At 55.7% G+C, this 20393-nt stretch carries 18 protein-coding genes; 12 read left to right on the top strand and 6 right to left on the bottom strand.

All coding sequences use genetic code 11. The annotated features are described in order from the left end of the window. The 3 genes from PGS10_RS25130 to citS all read right to left on the bottom strand — a co-directional run. Positions 1 to 75: hypothetical protein (locus tag PGS10_RS25130; RefSeq protein ID WP_374982041.1), on the bottom strand; the 75-nt coding region annotated here is incomplete at its 3' end. Positions 76 to 90: 15 nt separating this feature from the next. Continuing rightward, on the bottom strand, positions 91 to 339 hold the full coding sequence (locus PGS10_RS20245) for an oxaloacetate decarboxylase subunit gamma (RefSeq protein WP_289578630.1): 249 nt from the start codon (positions 337 to 339) through the stop codon (positions 91 to 93). A 157-nt stretch (positions 340 to 496) separates the two neighbouring features. Further along, on the bottom strand, positions 497 to 1837 hold the full coding sequence (gene citS / locus PGS10_RS20240) for a citrate/sodium symporter CitS (protein WP_316423390.1): 1341 nt from the start codon (positions 1835 to 1837) through the stop codon (positions 497 to 499). Between the two features lie 256 nt (positions 1838 to 2093). Here citS and citC point away from each other — a divergent pair, with 256 nt between their 5' ends. The 6 genes from citC (at position 2094) to dapB (ending at position 7825) form a co-directional block, all read left to right on the top strand. After that, positions 2094 to 3122, top strand: coding sequence for a [citrate (pro-3S)-lyase] ligase (gene citC, locus PGS10_RS20235; protein ID WP_316423389.1), 1029 nt, complete (start codon positions 2094 to 2096; stop codon positions 3120 to 3122). Between the two features lie 30 nt (positions 3123 to 3152). Then, a complete protein-coding gene (citD, locus tag PGS10_RS20230) occupies positions 3153 to 3446 on the top strand; it encodes a citrate lyase acyl carrier protein (RefSeq protein ID WP_045397268.1) in 294 nt (97 codons plus the stop codon). Beyond that, complete coding sequence (gene citE / locus PGS10_RS20225; RefSeq protein ID WP_015368307.1) at positions 3443 to 4312, top strand: citrate (pro-3S)-lyase subunit beta; 870 nt, start codon at positions 3443 to 3445, stop codon at positions 4310 to 4312. Before citD ends, citE begins: the two co-directional genes overlap by 4 nt. 10 nt (positions 4313 to 4322) lie before the next feature. After that, positions 4323 to 5849 carry a citrate lyase subunit alpha gene (gene citF, locus PGS10_RS20220; protein ID WP_047065242.1) on the top strand — a complete coding sequence of 509 codons (1527 nt, stop codon included), beginning with the start codon at positions 4323 to 4325 and terminating at the stop codon, positions 5847 to 5849. Between the two features lie 19 nt (positions 5850 to 5868). Beyond that, positions 5869 to 6777: a triphosphoribosyl-dephospho-CoA synthase CitG gene (gene citG, locus PGS10_RS20215; RefSeq protein WP_047076120.1), complete on the top strand. Its 909-nt coding sequence runs from the start codon at positions 5869 to 5871 to the stop codon at positions 6775 to 6777. Positions 6778 to 7003: 226 nt separating this feature from the next. Then, complete coding sequence (dapB, locus tag PGS10_RS20210) at positions 7004 to 7825, top strand: 4-hydroxy-tetrahydrodipicolinate reductase (RefSeq protein WP_045397277.1); 822 nt, start codon at positions 7004 to 7006, stop codon at positions 7823 to 7825. Positions 7826 to 7973: 148 nt separating this feature from the next. On the opposite strand, the gene PGS10_RS20205 is transcribed toward dapB, so the two are convergent. After that, positions 7974 to 8216 (bottom strand): hypothetical protein, encoded by a 243-nt coding sequence (locus PGS10_RS20205; protein WP_155960926.1) that lies wholly within the window; start codon positions 8214 to 8216, stop codon positions 7974 to 7976. 65 nt (positions 8217 to 8281) lie between these two features. On the opposite strand from PGS10_RS20205, the gene carA reads away from it, so the two are divergent. The 3 genes from carA (at position 8282) to PGS10_RS20190 (ending at position 13073) form a co-directional block, all read left to right on the top strand. Continuing rightward, positions 8282 to 9430 (top strand): glutamine-hydrolyzing carbamoyl-phosphate synthase small subunit, encoded by a 1149-nt coding sequence (gene carA / locus PGS10_RS20200; protein WP_015368301.1) that lies wholly within the window; start codon positions 8282 to 8284, stop codon positions 9428 to 9430. 17 nt (positions 9431 to 9447) lie between these two features. Beyond that, positions 9448 to 12672, top strand: a complete 3225-nt coding sequence (carB, locus tag PGS10_RS20195) for a carbamoyl-phosphate synthase large subunit (protein ID WP_045397278.1) — start codon at positions 9448 to 9450, stop codon at positions 12670 to 12672. Positions 12673 to 12839: 167 nt separating this feature from the next. After that, complete coding sequence (locus PGS10_RS20190; protein ID WP_015704368.1) at positions 12840 to 13073, top strand: YgdI/YgdR family lipoprotein; 234 nt, start codon at positions 12840 to 12842, stop codon at positions 13071 to 13073. A 50-nt stretch (positions 13074 to 13123) separates the two neighbouring features. Here PGS10_RS20190 and PGS10_RS20185 read toward each other — a convergent pair whose 3' ends face one another. Then, complete coding sequence (locus tag PGS10_RS20185; protein WP_316423388.1) at positions 13124 to 15976, bottom strand: autotransporter outer membrane beta-barrel domain-containing protein; 2853 nt, start codon at positions 15974 to 15976, stop codon at positions 13124 to 13126. Between the two features lie 374 nt (positions 15977 to 16350). Between PGS10_RS20185 and kefF the strand changes: the two genes are divergently transcribed. The 3 genes from kefF (at position 16351) to folA (ending at position 19419) form a co-directional block, all read left to right on the top strand. Then, complete coding sequence (gene kefF / locus PGS10_RS20180) at positions 16351 to 16884, top strand: glutathione-regulated potassium-efflux system oxidoreductase KefF (protein WP_015704370.1); 534 nt, start codon at positions 16351 to 16353, stop codon at positions 16882 to 16884. Then, positions 16877 to 18742, top strand: a complete 1866-nt coding sequence (kefC, locus tag PGS10_RS20175) for a glutathione-regulated potassium-efflux system protein KefC (RefSeq protein WP_032715999.1) — start codon at positions 16877 to 16879, stop codon at positions 18740 to 18742. The genes kefF and kefC overlap by 8 nt, the downstream gene beginning before the upstream one ends. 197 nt (positions 18743 to 18939) lie before the next feature. Continuing rightward, positions 18940 to 19419, top strand: coding sequence for a type 3 dihydrofolate reductase (gene folA / locus PGS10_RS20170; RefSeq protein WP_015368294.1), 480 nt, complete (start codon positions 18940 to 18942; stop codon positions 19417 to 19419). Between the two features lie 125 nt (positions 19420 to 19544). Here the strand turns inward: folA and apaH are convergent, their stop codons facing one another. Then, positions 19545 to 20393 carry a bis(5'-nucleosyl)-tetraphosphatase (symmetrical) ApaH gene (gene apaH / locus PGS10_RS20165; RefSeq protein ID WP_045397283.1) on the bottom strand — a complete coding sequence of 283 codons (849 nt, stop codon included), beginning with the start codon at positions 20391 to 20393 and terminating at the stop codon, positions 19545 to 19547.

Raw genomic sequence — 20393 nt, 5'->3', positions numbered from 1 at the left:
GTCGAGACGCAGGCGGGTGGCGAACAGGGACTGGTGGGCGTCGCGCAGGACGACATCGGTAATGGCAACGGTCATGAATTCCTCCGTGAATTAAGGATTAAGGCGGCGATGGTGGTGAATGGCGGCGACAATCGCCGGTTTTAAGCGGGCGAAGTCGTCGGCGGGTGCGACGGCGGCCGTCGCCGCTTTGGGCGCGGCAGGCGGCTCAGGGAACAGACGGGTAACGGCGAGAGACATCCCCCGGATGGCGAAAATGAGCAGCAGCAGAAACGCCAGCACGAAGCCCATGCCAAGAAACATCAGGGTGAAGCCCTCGCCTAACAGCGCAGCATCAGTCATACAAAATCTCGTATAAGGGCACGATGACGCGTTGGTTGGCGAGGTTGTCGACGCTTCCGGCTAAGGAGCAGGGTGGATTTCCCGCAGCCGCCCCCGGCGCTGGTCCCTGACTGGGTCAACTTCTTCGGCCGCTCAACGGCGCCATCGTGCGTGTGGGTTAAATCATCATGCCGAACACGATGCTGGCGATGACCAGCACAATACCGCCGCCCAAACGGGAGGAGATTTGTGCATAAGAGATAAGGCTCATACGGTTACAGGCGGAAAGGACTTCCAGGTCGCCGGAACCGCCGCGGTTAGCCATACACAGGCCTGCGGTGATCGCTGATTCAATCGGGAAGAAGCCCATCATCCAGCCGCCGATCGCCGCGCCGAGCACTGCGCCGATAACGATTACGGCGGCGATAACGACGTTATAGACAGTAATGGCATTGATGATTTCCTGCAGGTCGGTGTAGCAAACGCCGACGCCGACCATCAGTACCCACAGCAGCTGTTTAGAGAAGAAATCAGACAGACGCTTGGCGCCGGCTTTGATTTCCGGTGAGCACAGGCCGGAGGCGTTCAGCGCCGCAACGATCAGTACCATCCATGCGAAGTAGTGAATCGAAACGCCGCCAATGCTTGGCAGGATTTTCTTCGCGACGACGTATGCCAGCAGGAAACAGGTCGTGGAAAGCACCAGACCGACGGCGGTTTCACGATGCGTGATTTGTCCCGCTTTCTCGTCTTCTTCGACTTTGAACGAGGCTTTACGCACCAGTTCGCCTTCGCCGCTCAGCCAGGTGTATTTTTTGCCGATGATATCGAGGACTGCGGCGAAGACGATGGCGAAAATGTTAGCGATGGTCAGAATAGCGATGGCGGTTGAGTAGTACTCATCACGTGAACGACCGGTGACGGAGTGATAAATCTCCGACAGCGGAACCGCGCCGGCGCCGTTGCCGCCGCCCATGATCGGCAGGACGTACAGCATCATGATGCGATCTACCGGAATACCGAATACCAGGCCGATAGCGATGCCGAAAATCGACGCGCCGATAATGCCCATCAGGATGGTTGGAATATAGCCGAGCAGCGATTTCAGCAGCAGACGGCGGTTTACCGACAGAATCGCCCCGGTAATTAATACCGCGATGAATAAGTTAAGGAAGTTACTCTCATCCATAACGTTGCTGATAGCATCGATTTCTTTTTGCGTGAAAATACCAGCATAAACAAAATAAGCGGCGACCAGAAAAATCATTACCGGGGCGCCACCTATATATTTGTTGAATATTGGTAGACGTTTGCCAATTTCGCCGAATATGGCGCCGATAATAAACATGATGGCAAAGCCGCCAACGATGTCGGTGGGTAAAGCATTATAAAAATGTGAAAGTAATAGCGTAATTAACGCAAACGCGTAAAGGGGGAGCGGCATGCCGAAGATTTTAAATCCCAGCAGGTCGCTAACGCCCTTTTTCTCCGTTGTCGGAGCCTGACTCATGTTGGTCATAAACGTTTTCCTGTTTATTGATGGAGTAGTAATACCGGCGCATAGTAATAAATAGACTTAGTGGTAAGGTGTGATTACCTTCACTGAATACTCGTGTTTTTTATTAATTTAATTATTTTTATTATTCTGAATTAATTAACAACATAAAAACCATAAAGCTAATTAAGCCACGGGGAAAACTGTGACTTAAATACAAGTATCAATAGTCGAACGCTGGCGAAATACAGTTCGTTTTAGAATAACGAAGCGCTAAAAAATGACTCTGATATTAAAACGCGTTCAGCTATTAAAGGATCAACCGCGGCGAGAGGCGATCGATCGGTTTCTTCATCAGCATCAGTTGTCGTTAGAAGCCGATTGCGAGATGGCAATCGTTGCGGAGTATCAGCAACGGCTGGTCGGCTGCGGCGCCATTGCCGGTAATGTACTGAAATGCATCGCCGTCGATCCCTCGCTACAGGGGGAGGGGCTGAGCCTTAAATTACTGACCGAACTCCTGACGCTGGCCTATGAACTTGGGCGTAGCGAACTGTTTTTATTTACTAAGCCGAGCAATGCCGCGCTGTTCTCCGGCGCCGGCTTCTGGCCGATAGCCCAGGCGGGCGATCGCGCCGTATTGATGGAAAACAGCCGCGAACGTCTGACTCGTTACTGCCGTCAGCTGGCAATGTACCGTCAACCGGGAAAAAAAATCGGCGCTATTGTGATGAACGCCAATCCCTTCACTCTTGGTCACCGCTGGCTGGTGGAACAGGCGGCACGGCAGTGCGACTGGCTGCATCTGTTTGTGGTCAAGGAAGATGCATCCTGCTTTTCCTATCACGATCGCTTCAAGCTGATCGAACAGGGGATTACCGGCATCGACAAAGTGACGCTGCACCCCGGTTCGGCGTATCTGATTTCGCGGGCGACGTTCCCCGGCTATTTCCTGAAAGAGCAGGGCGTGGTCGATGACTGTCACAGCCAGATTGACCTGCAGCTCTTTCGCGAACGTCTGGCCCCGGCGCTGCAGATTACCCATCGTTTTGTCGGCACCGAGCCGCTATGTCCCCTGACTCGTAATTACAACCAACGCATGAAGTCACTGCTGGAAGCGCCAGGCGAGGCGCCGCCCATTGAAGTGGTTGAGCTGACGCGAATCGAAAAAAATGGCGGGCCCGTGTCGGCCTCCCGAGTGCGCGAACTTTATCGGCAGCGCAACTGGCAGGCGGTCGCGGCGTTGGTGCCGCCGGGAACCCTCTCTTTTCTGATGAAACTGGCGGAAAGCGAACATCAAACCGCCTGATTTTTATGCCCTAACTAAGGATTTTCCCCTATGGAAATGAAGATTGACGCCCTGGCCGGCACGCTGGAATCCAGCGATGTAATGGTCAGGATTGGACCGGCGGCGCAGCCGGGCATTCAGCTGGAAATCGACAGCATTGTGAAACAACAGTTTGGCGCCGCGATTGAGCAGGTGGTCAGAGAAACGCTGGCGCAGCTTGGCGTGAACCAGGCCAACGTGGTGGTCGATGATAAAGGCGCGCTGGAATGCGTACTGCGGGCCCGCGTACAGGCCGCAGCGCTGCGGGCGGCGCAACAGTCCCAATTACAATGGAGCCAGCTATGAAACCACGTCGCAGTATGCTGTTCATCCCTGGCGCCAATGCCGCCATGTTAAGCACTTCATTTGTTTACGGCGCCGATGCGGTGATGTTCGACCTTGAAGATGCCGTTTCGCTACGCGAAAAAGATACCGCTCGCCTATTGGTGCATCAGGCGCTGCAGCATCCGCTGTATCAGGATATCGAAACCGTGGTGCGTATTAACCCGTTAAATACGCCATTCGGTCTTGCCGACCTTGAAGCGGTGGTCCGCGCGGGCGTGGATATGGTGCGTCTGCCGAAAACCGACAGTAAAGAAGATATCCATGAGCTGGAAGCGCATGTTGAACGGATTGAGCGCGAATGCGGCCGGGAAGTGGGCAGCACCAAACTAATGGCGGCTATTGAGTCGGCGCTGGGCGTGGTGAATGCGGTAGAGATTGCCCGCGCCAGCCCGCGTCTGGCGGCGATCGCGCTGGCAGCTTTCGACTACGTCATGGATATGGGCACCTCCCGTGGTGACGGTACTGAACTGTTCTATGCCCGCTGCGCCGTGCTGCATGCCGCGCGCGTTGCCGGCATCGCAGCCTATGACGTGGTGTGGTCGGATATCAACAACGAAGAGGGCTTCCTGGCGGAAGCGAATCTGGCCAAAAATCTCGGCTTTAACGGCAAATCGTTGGTTAACCCGCGACAAATTGAACTCCTGCATCAGGTCTATGCCCCGACGCGCAAAGAGGTCGATCACGCGCTGGAGGTGATTGCCGCGGCGGAAGAAGCCGAAACGCGCGGTCTTGGCGTGGTATCGCTGAACGGCAAGATGATCGATGGACCGATTATCGACCATGCTCGCAAAGTGGTGGCGCTCTCGGCTTCCGGTATTCGTGATTAAGGGGAATAAGATGAAAGAGACAGTAACAATGCTTAATCAGCAGTACGTGATGCCGGAAGGGTTAGCGCCTTATGCGGGCGTGACGGCGAAAAGCCCGTGGCTGGCGAGCGAAAGCGAAAAACGTCAGCGTAAAATCTGCGATTCGCTGGAAACGGCGATCCGTCGCTCCGGCTTGCAAAACGGCATGACCATTTCGTTCCACCACGCGTTTCGCGGCGGTGACAAAGTCGTCAATATGGTAGTGGCGAAGCTGGCGGAAATGGGCTTTCGCGATCTGACGCTGGCGTCCAGTTCGCTGATCGATGCCCACTGGCCGCTGATCGAGCATATTAAAAATGGTGTGATCCGCCAGATCTACACCTCCGGCCTGCGCGGCAAGCTGGGCGAGGAGATCTCCGCCGGGTTGATGGAAAACCCGGTGCAGATCCACTCCCACGGCGGTCGCGTACAGCTGATTCAAAGCGGCGAGCTGTCGATTGATGTTGCGTTTCTTGGCGTCCCCTGCTGCGATGAGTTTGGTAATGCCAACGGCTTTAGCGGTAAATCACGTTGTGGTTCGCTGGGCTATGCGCGCGTTGATGCGGAACATGCCAAATGCGTGGTGCTGCTGACCGAAGAGTGGGTGGACTACCCTAACTACCCGGCCAGCATCGCTCAGGATCAAGTCGATCTGATTGTTCAGGTGGACGAAGTCGGCGATCCGGAAAAAATCACCGCTGGCGCGATCCGTCTGACCAGCAACCCGCGCGAGCTGCTGATCGCCCGTCAGGCGGCGAAAGTGGTTGAGCATTCTGGTTACTTTAAAGACGGTTTCTCGCTGCAGACCGGTACCGGCGGCGCCTCGCTGGCGGTGAGCCGCTTCCTCGAAGACAAAATGCGCCGTAACGGTATTACCGCCAGCTTCGGCCTCGGCGGTATCACCGGGACGATGGTTGACCTGCACGAAAAAGGGTTGATTAAAACGCTGCTGGATACCCAGTCGTTCGATGGCGACGCGGCGCGTTCATTAGCGCAGAACCCGAACCACGTAGAGATTTCCACTAATCAGTATGCCAGCCCGGGCTCTAAAGGCGCCTCCTGCGAGCGTCTAAATGTGGTGATGCTCAGCGCGCTGGAAATCGATACCGATTTTAACGTCAACGTGATGACCGGCTCCAATGGCGTGCTGCGCGGCGCATCCGGCGGCCATAGCGATACCGCCGCCGGCGCGGATTTGACCATCATTACCGCGCCGTTAGTTCGCGGCCGTATTCCCTGCGTCGTGGAAAAAGTGCTGACCCGCGTCACGCCGGGAGCCAGCGTAGATGTGCTGGTCACCGACCACGGCATTGCGGTAAACCCGGCCCGCCAGGATCTGATCGACAATTTGCGCAACGCGGGCATTGCGCTGATGACTATTGAGGAACTGCAGCAGCGTGCGGAACTGCTAACCGGCAAACCGCAGCCGATCGAGTTTACCGATCGCGTGGTGGCGGTGGTGCGCTATCGTGATGGCTCCGTTCTTGATGTCATTCGTCAGGTGAAAAACAGCGACTAAACGCAGAGGGGGAAGGGCAATGAGCGAAGTGTTAATCAATCCGCCGCGTTCACTGCGCATGACATCGCTGAACGCTGAAGAGGTGGTCAGCGCGGTAGAACGCGCGCTTTTGACCGAAGTTCGCCTGACCCCAAAGCCCGGGTTGGTGGACATTCGTAACACAGGCGCCCATCACGATATGGACCTGGCCTCTTTTGAGGCCAGCACCGCGGTCGTGGCTCCGTGGATGGAGAAATTTTTCATCATGGGCCACGATACCGCGGCTATCGTACCGGAACAGGTGTTAATGATGCTGCGTCCGGTGGGGATGGCCTGCGAGAACGATATGCTGGAGGCCACCGGCGGAGTGAATACCCATCGCGGGGCAATCTTCGCTTTCGGTTTGCTGAGCGCGGCGGCGGGAAGGCTGGTATCGAAAGGCGAACCGATTGAACAGCATCGGCTTTGCGATCAGGTGGCGCGATTCTGTCGCGGCATGGTTATGCAAGAACTCTCTTCCGCCAGCGGCGAACAGTTAAGCAAAGGCGAGGCCCATTTTTTACGTTATGGACTCTCCGGCGCCCGCGGCGAGGCCGAGAGCGGCTTTCGTACCGTGCGTACCCAGGCGCTGCCGGTGTTCAATCGCATGATGGAAGAGACCGGCGACAGCAACCTGGCGCTGCTGCAAACCTTGCTGCATCTGATGGCGTGGAATGATGACACCAATCTGGTCTCGCGCGGCGGGCTTGCGGGCCTGAACTATGTGCAGCAGGAGGCGCAGCGGCTGTTGTGGCAGGGCGGCGTCATGGCTGACGGCGGGCTGGAGGCGCTACGCCAACTCGACGACGAGCTGATTGCTCGCCATCTCAGCCCCGGCGGCAGCGCCGATTTACTGGCGGTAACCTGGTTTTTATCCGCTTTCCCCGCAGGCGCGCTTTTCCCCCTTTGATTGAGTACACAACGCCTTAGCCCGCGTCGCGCGGGCGGGGCGCTACCGTGTCCCCTCCCAATTTTCACTACTTAAACGCCGAATCGCGGCACAATCATATAGTTTTTACTGATATCGACCGCCGTTTGTCATAAATTTCTAATTATCGGCGTTTTTGAGTAGCGGCTATGCAATGGGCTGGTTACTCTGAAAACAATTCACGTGAAGTTAACAAAAGAGAATAGCTATGCAAGATGCACAAATCCGCGTGGCCATCGCCGGCGCGGGCGGCCGGATGGGACGCCAGTTAATTCAGGCTGCGCTGCAGATGGAAGGCGTGGCGCTTGGCGCGGCGCTGGAGCGCGAAGGTTCAAGCCTGGTGGGCAGCGATGCGGGCGAGCTGGCGGGCGCAGGCAAATCAGGCGTTACCGTCCAAAGCAGCCTGGCGGCGGTAAGCAATGATTTCGATGTTTTAATCGATTTTACCCGCCCGGAAGGCACGCTTAACCATCTGGCTTTCTGCCGTCAACACGGCAAAGGGATGGTGATCGGCACCACCGGTTTTGATGATGCCGGAAAGCAGGCGATTAGCGATGCCGCACAGGAAATCGCCATCGTCTTTGCCGCTAACTTTAGCGTTGGCGTCAACGTGTTGTTAAAGCTGCTGGAAAAGGCGGCAAAGGTAATGGGCGATTATACCGATATCGAAATCATCGAAGCGCACCATAGGCATAAAGTGGACGCGCCATCAGGTACCGCGTTGGCGATGGGCGAGGCGATCGCCGGGGCATTGAATAAAGATTTGAAGGACTGCGCCGTCTATAGCCGCGAAGGCCATACCGGCGAACGCGTTCCGGGTACTATTGGTTTTGCTACCGTTCGCGCGGGCGACATCGTCGGCGAACATACGGCGATGTTCGCTGATATCGGCGAACGTATCGAAATTACCCATAAGGCCTCCAGCCGGATGACGTTTGCCAATGGTGCTGTTCGTTCAGCTTTGTGGCTGAAAGATAAGAAAAGTGGTCTTTTCGATATGCGTGATGTGCTTGAACTGAATGCTTTATAATGATTATTACCCATCGTGATGTGGTTATTGCATTCAATATGTAATTGATTGCAAAGGGCAATATTTTATTGCCCTTTTTTATTTTGACTGCTTTTGTGCTTTTTTCTTATGAAGGCTTTAAAAAACTATATCTTCCTGATGTTTTTGGTTATTGAATTGTAAATTTTGACCATCTGGTCCATTTTTTTACCCTCCGCTGGCTGATTTTACAGTTTTCCTCGCCCGCAAGCGTTTTCTCAACCAGGTTAGTTGATCTTTTTACCGTGAAAATAGCCCATTGCGCGCCAGTGACGTAAAATAAGGTTAAAAATATCCGCTTTAAGTTGACTTTTACCTGACATCTCTCCAGAATGCCGCCGTTTGCCAAAATTCTGCGGGCAAAAATTTGCATTGATTCAGATCTATGTTCTGCATTAATATGCAAATAAAGTGAGTGAATATTCTCTGGAGGGTGTTTTGATTAAGTCAGCGCTTTTGGTTCTGGAAGACGGAACCCAGTTTCACGGTCGGGCCATCGGGGCAACCGGCACGGCGGTTGGGGAAGTCGTTTTCAATACTTCAATGACCGGTTATCAAGAAATCCTCACTGATCCTTCCTATTCCCGCCAAATCGTCACTCTTACTTATCCCCATATTGGTAATGTCGGCACCAACGCCGCCGATGAAGAATCTTCTCAGGTACATGCACAAGGCCTGGTCATTCGCGACCTGCCGCTGATTGCCAGCAACTTCCGCAATACCGAGGACCTTTCTTCTTATCTGAAGCGCCATAACATTGTGGCCATTGCCGATATCGATACCCGTAAGCTGACGCGTTTACTGCGCGAGAAAGGCGCACAGAATGGCTGCATCATCGCCGGCGATAATCTTGATGCCCAGCTGGCGCTGGAAAAAGCCCAGGCGTTCCCTGGCCTGAACGGTATGGATCTGGCGAAAGAGGTCACTACCGCAGAAACTTACGCCTGGACGCAGGGGAGCTGGACACTGGCGGGCGACCTGCCGGAAGCGAAGGCGGAAAGCGAGCTGCCGTTCCACGTCGTGGCTTATGACTTCGGCGCCAAGCGTAACATCCTGCGGATGCTGGTCGATCGCGGCTGCCGCCTGACTATCGTACCGGCGCAAACGTCGGCAGAAGATGTGCTTAAGCTGAATCCGGACGGTATTTTCCTCTCCAACGGCCCTGGCGACCCGGCGCCGTGCGATTACGCCATCGCGGCAATAGAAAAATTCCTCACCACCGATATTCCGGTCTTTGGCATCTGTCTTGGTCATCAGCTGCTGGCGCTGGCGAGCGGCGCGAAGACCATTAAGATGAAATTCGGCCACCACGGCGGCAACCACCCGGTTAAAGATATCGATAACAATGTAGTGATGATTACCGCCCAGAACCACGGCTTTGCCGTTGACGAAGCGACGCTGCCTGCCAATCTGCGCGTGACCCACAAGTCACTGTTCGACGGGACCCTGCAGGGGATCCATCGTACCGACAAGCCGGCGTTTAGCTTCCAGGGTCACCCTGAAGCGAGCCCGGGCCCGCACGATGCCGCGCCGCTGTTCGACCACTTTATCGAGTTAATTGAGCAATACCGTCAGTCCGCGAAATAATCAGGAGTAAAAGAGCCATGCCAAAACGTACAGACATAAAAAGTATCCTGATTCTGGGCGCGGGCCCGATTGTTATCGGTCAGGCGTGTGAGTTTGACTACTCGGGCGCCCAGGCCTGTAAAGCCCTACGCGAAGAGGGTTACCGCGTTATTCTGGTGAACTCCAACCCGGCGACTATCATGACCGACCCGGAAATGGCCGATGCGACCTATATCGAGCCGATTCACTGGGAAGTGGTACGTAAAATTATCGAAAAAGAGCGCCCGGACGCGGTACTGCCGACTATGGGCGGCCAGACCGCGCTGAACTGCGCGCTGGAGCTGGAACGTCAGGGCGTGCTGGCTGAGTTCGGCGTGACTATGATTGGCGCGACCGCCGATGCGATCGATAAAGCGGAAGACCGTCGTCGCTTCGATGTGGCGATGAAGAAAATCGGCCTCGACACCGCGCGTTCCGGCATTGCGCACACCATGGAAGAAGCGCTGGCGGTGGCCGCTGACGTTGGCTTCCCATGCATCATCCGTCCGTCCTTCACCATGGGCGGCACCGGCGGCGGTATCGCCTATAACCGCGAAGAGTTCGAAGAAATCTGCGAACGCGGCCTGGATCTCTCTCCGACCAACGAACTGCTGATTGATGAATCGCTGATCGGCTGGAAAGAGTACGAGATGGAAGTGGTGCGCGATAAGAACGATAACTGCATCATCGTCTGCTCGATTGAAAACTTCGATGCCATGGGGATTCACACCGGCGACTCCATCACCGTCGCCCCGGCGCAGACCCTGACCGACAAAGAATACCAAATCATGCGTAACGCCTCGATGGCGGTGCTGCGTGAAATCGGCGTGGAAACCGGCGGTTCTAACGTACAGTTCTCGGTGAACCCGAAAGATGGTCGCCTTATCGTTATCGAAATGAACCCGCGCGTATCCCGCTCTTCGGCGCTGGCTTCGAAAGCGACCGGCTTCCCGATTGCCAAAGTGGCGGCGAAGCTGGCGGTGGGCTACACCCTTGACGAGCTGATGAACGACATCACCGGCGGCCGTACTCCGGCCTCCTTCGAACCGTCCATCGACTATGTTGTGACCAAAATTCCACGCTTTAACTTTGAAAAATTCGCTGGCGCTAACGACCGTCTGACAACGCAGATGAAATCCGTCGGCGAAGTGATGGCGATTGGCCGCACGCAGCAGGAATCGCTGCAGAAAGCGCTGCGCGGCCTGGAAGTGGGCGCCACCGGCTTCGACCCGAAAGTCAGCCTCGACGATCCGGAAGCGCTGACCAAAATCCGTCGCGAGCTGAAAGACGCGGGCGCCGAGCGTATCTGGTACATCGCTGATGCCTTCCGCGCCGGTCTCTCCGTCGACGGCGTCTTCAACCTGACCAACATCGACCGCTGGTTCCTGGTACAAATCGAAGAGCTGGTGCGCCTGGAAGAGAAAGTGGCGGCAGTGGGCATCAACGGCCTCGACGCTGACTTCCTGCGCCACCTGAAGCGTAAAGGCTTTGCCGATGCGCGTCTGGCTAAGCTGGCGGGCGTGCGCGAAGCGGAAATCCGCAAGCTGCGCGACCAGTACAACCTGCACCCGGTCTACAAGCGCGTGGATACCTGCGCGGCGGAATTCGCCACCGATACCGCCTACATGTACTCCACTTATGAAGACGAGTGTGAATCTAATCCGTCCGTCGACCGCGATAAAATCATGGTTCTCGGCGGCGGCCCGAACCGTATCGGCCAGGGTATCGAGTTTGACTACTGCTGCGTACACGCCTCGCTGGCGCTGCGCGAAGACGGGTACGAGACCATCATGGTCAACTGTAACCCGGAAACCGTTTCGACCGACTACGACACCTCCGACCGTCTGTACTTCGAGCCGGTAACGCTTGAGGACGTACTGGAAATCGTGCGTATCGAGAAGCCAAAAGGCGTTATCGTGCAGTACGGCGGCCAGACCCCGCTGAAGCTGGCGCGTGAACTGGAAGCCGCGGGCGTACCGGTTATCGGCACCAGCCCGGACGCTATCGACCGCGCGGAAGACCGCGAGCGCTTCCAGCATGCGGTTGACCGTCTGAAGCTGAAGCAGCCGGCGAACGCCACCGTGACCGCGCTTGAGCAAGCGGTTGAGAAGGCAAAAGAGATCGGCTATCCGCTGGTGGTACGCCCGTCTTATGTGCTCGGCGGCCGCGCGATGGAAATCGTTTATGACGAAGCTGACCTGCGTCGCTACTTCCAGACCGCGGTGAGCGTTTCTAACGATGCGCCGGTGCTGCTCGATCGCTTCCTCGACGATGCGGTTGAAGTCGATGTTGACGCTATCTGCGACGGCGAAATGGTGCTGATTGGCGGCATCATGGAGCACATCGAACAAGCGGGCGTGCACTCCGGCGACTCCGCCTGTTCTCTGCCTGCCTACACCCTGAGCCAGGAAATTCAGGATGTGATGCGCGAGCAGGTACAGAAGCTGGCCTTCGAGCTGCAGGTTCGCGGCCTGATGAACGTACAGTTCGCGGTGAAGAACAACGAAGTGTACCTGATTGAAGTGAACCCGCGCGCGGCGCGTACCGTACCGTTCGTCTCGAAAGCCACCGGCGTACCGCTGGCGAAAGTGGCGGCGCGCGTGATGGCCGGTAAAACCCTGGCGCAGCAGGGCGTCACCAAAGAAATCATCCCGCCGTACTACTCGGTGAAAGAGGTGGTGCTGCCGTTCAACAAATTCCCGGGCGTTGACCCGCTGTTAGGGCCGGAAATGCGCTCTACCGGGGAAGTGATGGGCGTGGGCCGCACCTTCGCGGAAGCGTTCGCCAAAGCGCAGCTGGGCAGCAACTCCACGATGAAGAAACAGGGGCGCGCGCTGCTCTCCGTTCGCGAAGGCGACAAAGAGCGCGTTGTCGACCTGGCGGCAAAACTGCTGAAACAGGGCTTCGAGCTGGATGCAACCCACGGTACCGCGATTGTACTGGGTGAAGCCGGTATCAACCCGCGTCTGGTGAACAAGGTACATGAAGGTCGTCCGCACATTCAGGACCGTATCAAGAATGGCGAATATACCTACATCATCAATACCACCGCAGGTCGTCAGGCGATTGAGGATTCCAAGCTGATTCGCCGCAGCGCGCTGCAGTACAAGGTGCATTACGACACCACCCTGAACGGCGGTTTCGCCACCGCGATGGCGCTGAATGCCGATGCGACCGAGAAGGTCATTTCGGTGCAGGAAATGCACGCGCAAATCACCAAATAAGCGCACCGGCCGGGCCGGAAAGCGAAACAGAGGGGCTGACGATATCGTCAGCCCTTTTTTTTACGGCAACCATCTTCGGAGAGTTCTGCTTTTATCTGCCTGCCAGGTCAGGCTAACTATAGTTAGCACGATAACGATACCAATTGATGAAAAGACAGGAGGATACAATGCGGAACAAAATTCTGGTGGCATCCGCGCTGGCGGCAACGGCGATGGTATTTGTGGCAGGTTGCTCATCAAATCAGTCGCTCAAAACGACAGATGGCAAAACAATTGTGACCAGCGGTAAGCCGCAGGTTGATGATGATACTGGCCTGGTATCCTACAAAAATGCGGAAACCGGTCGCGTGGAGCAGATTAATCGCGACCAGGTGAAGTCAATGGACGAGCTGGATAACTAAAAAAAAGCAGTGGCTCCGGCCACTGCTTTTTACCTTTCATTGTACGGTGATTACCAGCGGTGATTCAGCAGAATGTGGCCGCCATAAGCGGCGTAGCTGTTTTCACCCCATTCGCCGCTGGCGCGCAGCGAGATTGTGGTCGTCTCGTTCACATTGCCGGTTACGCCCAGCTCTAGCTGACCGCGGTCGTCCGGCGTATCGTTGCTGACTTTTTCGCCATTGAACGCCAAATCGTTTTGACCCGCCCCTTTCAGCCAGTTCACCGCGACATACGGCTGCCAGGCTTTAACATCTTGCTGCTCAAAGTAGCTGGTCTTCACGCCGAGACGGCCAAACAGGCTGTTGTTGTCCAGGGTTGATACCCGCACGCCATCCGGGTCGGTGTGATTTTCCTGATCGAGATAGCTGTAGATCACCTGCGCCTGAGGTTCGATCTTCCACGTACGCGCGCTTTCTGAAGGGATTACCCACGCATGGCCAACTTCAACAGAGGCGGCAAAACCTTTACTGTCATACTTTTCATTATTGCGATTGCTGGTGACGGTGTTGTTATACCAGCTGTAAGAGGCCCAGGTATCGATGTAGCTGCCGAGACGCAATTTCGGGTCTTCCTGCCAGGTGGCGTACAGGCCAACGTTGAAACCGTCAACTTTACCCTGCGCGGTACGCACATTGTGTTTTGCATCTGAATCCGTTTTCGCCTGACCTGCACCAAACATGCCGCCCGCGCGCAGTATCCCTTTGTCCATCGGCTTACTCATGAAGTCGCTGCCTGCCTGGAGCACGGTGGTGGTGGTGTCGTAGCTGACTTTATCGCCGCCGGCATCGTTCTCATGATAGCGGCCCTTCACGTACATCCAGGTATTCAGGTCGTCTTCGTTGCGGAAAGTGAGCTGGTCGCGATCGTCACGTTTATGCAGGAACATACTCTGCGCCGCGAGATAGTTACCCAGATAAGCACCAACTTCCGGGGCCATTACTTCTGGCAGGGGTTGACCGCCATTATCGGTGCCGCTACCGCCATCGGTGCCGCTACCGCCATCGGTGTTGCTACCGCCATCAGTGCCGCTGCCGCCATCGGTACCGCTGTCACCATCGTCAGTATCATCCGACGGATCGTCTGACGGGGTCGCTTTGGATTCCAGATACCAGTTACCGTTGTCGTGTTGATACAGACCATACTCATAAGCCCCGGCGACAACCGGTTTGGATAAAGTTAACTGTGCTTCTGAACTGCCGCCGACGCTGACAACCTCCATACCATTAACGGTTTGCGCGCCCAGCCCGCCGATATTGGCGATGCTAACGCCAGACTGACCGTAGCTGCTGCCGGTGATGGACAGATGGTCGGTCGGCGAGCTGTCTTCGCCAAGTTGGCTGTTCATCACGATTTGGCTGCCGGCGGAGCCGGTATAGTCGCCGTTAATCGTAAAATTGTTGCCAACGCTATTATCGGCGGCGCTGAGTAACAGCGTGCCGCTGTTGCTTACATTGCCATTAATGGTGTCGACGCCGGATGTTCTTAGCGTTGAGTTACCGTCAACCGCATTCCACGCCGCGAGGATACCGCCGCTGAGGACATCAATGTTGTTATTGACTTCGCCTGCGCTGGCAAATTGCGCGCCATTTTCGATGGTGAGGGTGGCGTCGCTGCCGGCGACGCCGAGAGTAGCGCCTTCCGCGACCAGAGTGGTGCCGCTTTTCAGAAGCGTATTGCCGGTATAACTATTGGCGCCGGTTAAGGTCAGGGTATTGGCATCGACTTTTTCCACGTTGCCGCTACCGATGATACCGGTGGCAAAAGTAGAGTCGCTTCCCTGATTGAAGATCAGCGTGCCGTTATTGGTCAGGCTGCCGGTGAGGGTCGCAGTTTTCTGCCCGTTGCCTAACTGTAGCGTGGCCGCTTCCGCTACCAGCGTGTTGCCGCTATTAGCGACAGCGCCCGCCAGCGTCAACTGGCCGCTATTAACCTGGAGGGAATCGCCGCTGCCGATGATGTCGAGGTTGCCGGTGAGCGTCCAGTCTTCACCGTTCATTTTCACGGAGGCAAAACCGTCGCCATCGTTAAGGCCGACAAAGTTGCTGTCTTCCGTACCAGAACCGACCAGCGAGAGTGCGTTACCCGTTGAGCCCGTGGAGATGACATCGCCGATGAGGGAAGAGCCGGTATTGAGTACCAGGCTGTTATTTTTGCTGCTGGCAAACATCACGGCCGCATCGCCGCCGCCGAGTAAACCGCTGTTGATGATATCGGCCTTCGCGTCATTAGCGACGTTGATACCGTTTTGGCTACCCTGCACGGTGCCGCTGTTGTTAATTTTGCTGTTGCCGTCGCTTAATGCAACACCATCGCCTGCGGTACCGGTGATGGCGCCGCTGTTATCTAACCCGAGGCCGATTTGCGAACTCAGGCCGTTTTTCCCGCTAATCACGCCGGTATCGGTATTGGTGATACTAATTGCCGATGACTCTTCGCTAACGAAAATACCGTTGTTGGCGCCAGTAATGATTCCGCTATTATTAAAATCACCCGCCATTGATTGCACGTTAACGGCATTATCAGTTGCAGATGAAATAATTGCATTTTCATTATTATTAATTTCTACTGGTTGCGCATCGATATTAATATTCAGACCGATTCCCGAACCGGAAATATTGCCTTCATTGGTAACTTTTTCGACTTTCATCCCGCTAACGGATACTGCTGGGATGTTATCTGCGGAGGAGACGGTGACGTCTCTATTGATGACGTACTCGCTATCAGCCGAGAAGTCTTGCGGCACGGAGGTTGACTCGGCAATCGTGCCTGCGCTGACAACAATTGGCGTAAACATTAATAAGGCGGGAAATATTCTCGCCAGCGTTTTGGTTGTTCTGTTTAGTTCAAAATGTTTGTTGCTCATATACACGTCCATTTGCGTAAATAGCGCTTCCGGTTAACGCTATATATTAGAGTTTTGTTTTTGATTTAAAATTTTGGGGCTCAAAATGAAGAGCGTAAAATTATTGGTTGTACATTGTGGGGTGTATAGATTTATTTATTAAAGAATGATTTAATCTCGCCTTAAAATATCAAGTGACTGTATCATTTCTAATGATAAATTCGTATGGGGAATTAAATGGGGCGCCAATTGTGCTCTGGGACGCCTGCATTTTTGTTGTGATGAGAGGATTATCATTAGCTGCGATCGACTTTTCCTCAGGCATTCCCCCCTTTCAGTGAGCGAGTTAACTGTCTACACTCACTGCTACAAGAATACAAAAGACAGGCCCATTCATGATTCTGATAATTTACTCGCATCCTTATCCGCATCACTCCCATGCGAATAAGCGGATGCTTGAGCAGGCAGGGACGCTTGATGGCGTAGAGATACGCTCCCTCTACGAGCTATATCCCGACTTCAATATAGATATCGCTGCCGAGCAGGCGGCGCTGGCGCGCGCCGATCTGGTTATCTGGCAGCATCCAATGCAGTGGTACAGCGTGCCACCGCTGTTAAAACTGTGGATGGATAAAGTCCTGTCCCACGGCTGGGCGTACGGCCACAACGGTATTGCGTTACACGGTAAATCGTTAATGTGGGCGGTTACTACCGGCGGCGGCGAAAGCCACTTCGATATTGGTTCATTCCCCGGCTTTGACGTGCTGGCGCAGCCTCTGCAGGCAACGGCGCTGTACTGTGGTATGAAATGGCTGCCGCCGTTTGCCATGCACTGTACCTTTATCTGCGATGACGAAACGCTGCAGGCGCAGGCCCGTCATTATCGTCAACGCTTAATCGAATGGCAGGAGGCGCATAACAATGGATAGCCATACGCTAATACAGGCGCTGATTTACCTCGGTTCCGCTGCGCTTATCGTGCCGATCGCCGTGCGTCTTGGGCTGGGATCGGTGCTCGGATATCTGATTGCCGGCTGCGTTATCGGCCCGTGGGGACTGCGGCTGGTTACTGACGCTGAGGCGATTCTGCATTTTGCCGAAATCGGCGTGGTGCTGATGCTGTTTGTTATAGGTCTTGAGCTGGATCCGCAGCGCCTATGGAAACTGCGCGCCTCGGTATTTGGCGGCGGTGCGCTGCAAATGGTGGTGTGCGGCGCGTTTATCGGCCTGTTCTGCATGCTGCTTGGCTTGCGCTGGCAGGTTGCGGAGCTGATCGGGATGACGCTGGCGCTGTCGTCGACGGCGATTGCGATGCAGGCGATGAACGAACGTAACCTGACGGTGACGCAGCTGGGACGCAGCGCCTTCGCCGTGCTGTTGTTCCAGGATATCGCCGCTATCCCTCTGGTCGCGATGATTCCGCTGCTGGCGGCCAGCGGCGGTTCAACCACGCTGGCCGCGTTTGCGCTGTCGGCGTTAAAAGTGGCCGGCGCGCTGGCGCTGGTGGTGCTGTTAGGGCGCTATTTGACCCGGCCGGTGCTGCGCTTTGTTGCCCGTTCCGGCCTGCGCGAAGTGTTCAGCGCCGTGGCCTTGTTCCTGGTCTTCGGCTTCGGATTGCTGCTGGAGGAAGTCGGGCTGTCGATGGCGATGGGCGCGTTTCTTGCCGGGGTGCTTCTGGCTAGTTCTGAATACCGCCATGCGCTGGAGAGCGATATCGAACCGTTTAAAGGGTTGCTGTTGGGGCTGTTCTTTATCGGCGTCGGTATGTCTATCGACTTTGGGACCCTGGTCACCCATCCGCTACGTATCCTGATCCTGCTGGTGGGTTTCCTGGCGATTAAGGCCTTGATGCTATGGTTGATTGCTAAACCACTGGGTGTACCGCGCGCGCAGCGCCGCTGGTTTGCCGTATTATTGGGGCAGGGGAGTGAGTTCGCTTTCGTGGTCTTCGGCGCCGCGCAGATGGCCGATGTGCTGGATAGCGAGTGGGCGAAGGCGCTGACGCTGGCGGTGGCGCTATCGATGGCGGCAACGCCTATCCTGCTGGTGCTGCTGACGCGAATGGAGAAATCCGCCAGTAACCAGGAGCGCGAAGCGGACGAGATTGATGAAGAGCAGCCGCGGGTAATTATCGCCGGTTTTGGCCGCTATGGGCAGATAGCCGGCCGTGTGCTGCTTTCCAGCGGGGTGAAAATGGTTATCCTCGATCACGATCCGGACCACGTTGATACCCTTCGCAAGTTCGATATGAAGGTGTTTTACGGCGATGCCACGCGGGTGGATCTGCTGGAATCGGCGGGGGCGGCTAAGGCGGAAGTGCTGATTAACGCCATCGACGATCCGCAGGCCAGCCTGCAACTGGTGGAGCTGGCGAAAGAACATTTCCCGCATCTGCAGATCATTTCACGCGCCCGCGATGTCGATCACTACATTCAGCTGCGCCAGGCCGGGGTAGAAGCGCCGGAGCGCGAGACCTTCGAATCGGCGCTGAAAAGCGGCCGCATGACGCTGGAAGCCTTAGGTCTGGGCGCTTATGAGGCCCGCGAGCGCGCCGATCTGTTCCGCCGCTTTAACCAGCAGATGGTGGAAGAGATGGTGGCGATGGCGGAAAATGACGCTGCCTCGCGGGTGGCGGTGTTCAAGCGTACCAGCGATATGCTTACCGGCATCATTAATGAGGACCGTAATCATCTGTCGCTAGTGCAGCGTCACGGCTGGCAAGGTACTGAAGAAGGACGGCACACCGGAGACGTCCGCGATGAGCCGGAGAATAAGCCTTCAACCTAAGGTGGTAAGCAAATGTTGCGTTAACTTTACAGCTAACATTTTGTTTTCAATTTAGTTCCTGATCTGGCGGCTCATGAGGCTTACGTGGGCTCGCCAGCAAATCTAAAAATTTTCTTATTCTTTACTCTTCGTTCAGTCGACGAAGTATTACGCTTTCCGTATAGTGGCGGCAATTTTTTGCATTCGGGATATTTTCAATGATTAGTCTGATTGCGGCGTTAGCTGTAGATCGCGTAATTGGCATGGAGAACGCTATGCCATGGGACTTGCCTGCCGATCTCGCCTGGTTTAAACGTAACACCTTAAACAAGCCGGTGGTAATGGGGCGTTTGACCTGGGAATCCATCGGTCGCCCGTTGCCAGGACGTAAAAATATCGTTATCAGCAGCAAGCCAGGCAGCGACGATCGCGTGCAGTGGGTGAAGTCTGTTGATGAAGCGATTGCCGCCTGCGGCGACGCGGAAGAGATTATGGTGATCGGCGGTGGCCGCGTTTACGAGCAGTTCCTGCCAAAAGCGCACAAACTCTACCTGACCCATATTGATGCGGAAGTGGAAGGAGATACCCATTTCCCGGATTACGATCCGGACGAGTGGGAATCGGTGTTCAGTGAGTTCCACGATGCCGACGCGCAAAACTCCCACAGCTACTGCTTCGAGATCCTCGAGCGTCGTTAAGCTAACATAGCGTGGATTGAAAAACCCCGGTCGCGTCAGGCGTGACCGGGGTTTTATTTTATCAGGAATTTCCCGTACCGGAGGTAGCCCGGATAAGGCGCAGCGCGCCGCCATCCGGGATCGACTCAGGAGGCGACCGCTTCGCCTTCGTCGAGGCTTTTCTGGCGGTTGGAACGCTGGGTGAAATACGTTTTATCTTCCCAGCGCAGGCAGGTCAGGTCGCCGCCCCAGCAGCAGCCGGTATCCAGCGCATAGATACCTTCCGGCGTACCGCGGCCTTCCAGCGACGCCCAGTGGCCAAAGGCGATACTGTACTCGCGGGCGACCGGGCCCGGAATGGCAAACCATGGCTTAAGCGGGGCTGGCGCGTCTTCCGGCGCCTCTTTGCTGTACATATCCAACTGGCCGTTCGGGAAGCAATAGCGCATGCGGGTGAAGGCGTTGGTGATAAAGCGCAGGCGCGCCAGGCCGCTGAGCTCATTGCTCCAGTGGTTCGGCATATCGCCATACATCGCGTCGAGGAAGAACGGATAAGAGTCGCTCGCCAGCACGGCTTCGACATCGCGCGCGCACTGTTTGGCGGTTTCCAGATCCCACTGCGGCGTGATACCGGCATGAGCCATCACCAGCTTTTTCTCTTCATCGACCTGCATCAGCGGCTGGCGACGCAGCCAGTTGAGCAGTTCGTCAGCGTCGGGCGCTTCCAGCAGCGGCGTCAGACGGTCTTTGGGCTTGTTGCGGCTAATGCCGGCAAATACCGCCAGCAGATGCAGGTCATGGTTGCCCAGCACGATGCGCACGCTATCGCCGAGCGTTTTCACGAACCGCAGCACTTCCAGAGAGCCGGGGCCGCGCGCGACCAGGTCGCCGGTGAGCCACAGGGTATCCGTATCAGGATTAAACTCCACCTGCTCCAGCAATGCGATCAGTTCATCGTAGCAACCATGAATGTCGCCAATAAGGTATGTAGCCAT

Origin of the sequence: Klebsiella sp. 141153 (assembly GCF_032601995.1) — a bacterium.
Taxonomy (GTDB): domain Bacteria; phylum Pseudomonadota; class Gammaproteobacteria; order Enterobacterales; family Enterobacteriaceae; genus Klebsiella; species Klebsiella aerogenes.
This window is presented reverse-complemented; position numbering and strand designations above follow the sequence as displayed.

Coding starts and splice junctions, on each gene's coding strand:
- PGS10_RS20245 (WP_289578630.1), bottom strand. CDS start 339: ATGACTGATGCTGCGCTGTTAGGCGAGGGCTTCACCCTGATGTTTCTT.
- citS (WP_316423390.1), bottom strand. CDS start 1,837: ATGACCAACATGAGTCAGGCTCCGACAACGGAGAAAAAGGGCGTTAGC.
- citC (WP_316423389.1), top strand. CDS start 2,094: ATGACTCTGATATTAAAACGCGTTCAGCTATTAAAGGATCAACCGCGG.
- citD (WP_045397268.1), top strand. CDS start 3,153: ATGGAAATGAAGATTGACGCCCTGGCCGGCACGCTGGAATCCAGCGAT.
- citE (WP_015368307.1), top strand. CDS start 3,443: ATGAAACCACGTCGCAGTATGCTGTTCATCCCTGGCGCCAATGCCGCC.
- citF (WP_047065242.1), top strand. CDS start 4,323: ATGAAAGAGACAGTAACAATGCTTAATCAGCAGTACGTGATGCCGGAA.
- citG (WP_047076120.1), top strand. CDS start 5,869: ATGAGCGAAGTGTTAATCAATCCGCCGCGTTCACTGCGCATGACATCG.
- dapB (WP_045397277.1), top strand. CDS start 7,004: ATGCAAGATGCACAAATCCGCGTGGCCATCGCCGGCGCGGGCGGCCGG.
- PGS10_RS20205 (WP_155960926.1), bottom strand. CDS start 8,216: ATGCAAATTTTTGCCCGCAGAATTTTGGCAAACGGCGGCATTCTGGAG.
- carB (WP_045397278.1), top strand. CDS start 9,448: ATGCCAAAACGTACAGACATAAAAAGTATCCTGATTCTGGGCGCGGGC.
- PGS10_RS20190 (WP_015704368.1), top strand. CDS start 12,840: ATGCGGAACAAAATTCTGGTGGCATCCGCGCTGGCGGCAACGGCGATG.
- PGS10_RS20185 (WP_316423388.1), bottom strand. CDS start 15,976: ATGAGCAACAAACATTTTGAACTAAACAGAACAACCAAAACGCTGGCG.
- kefF (WP_015704370.1), top strand. CDS start 16,351: ATGATTCTGATAATTTACTCGCATCCTTATCCGCATCACTCCCATGCG.
- kefC (WP_032715999.1), top strand. CDS start 16,877: ATGGATAGCCATACGCTAATACAGGCGCTGATTTACCTCGGTTCCGCT.
- folA (WP_015368294.1), top strand. CDS start 18,940: ATGATTAGTCTGATTGCGGCGTTAGCTGTAGATCGCGTAATTGGCATG.
- apaH (WP_045397283.1), bottom strand. CDS start 20,393: ATGGCTACATACCTTATTGGCGACATTCATGGTTGCTACGATGAACTG.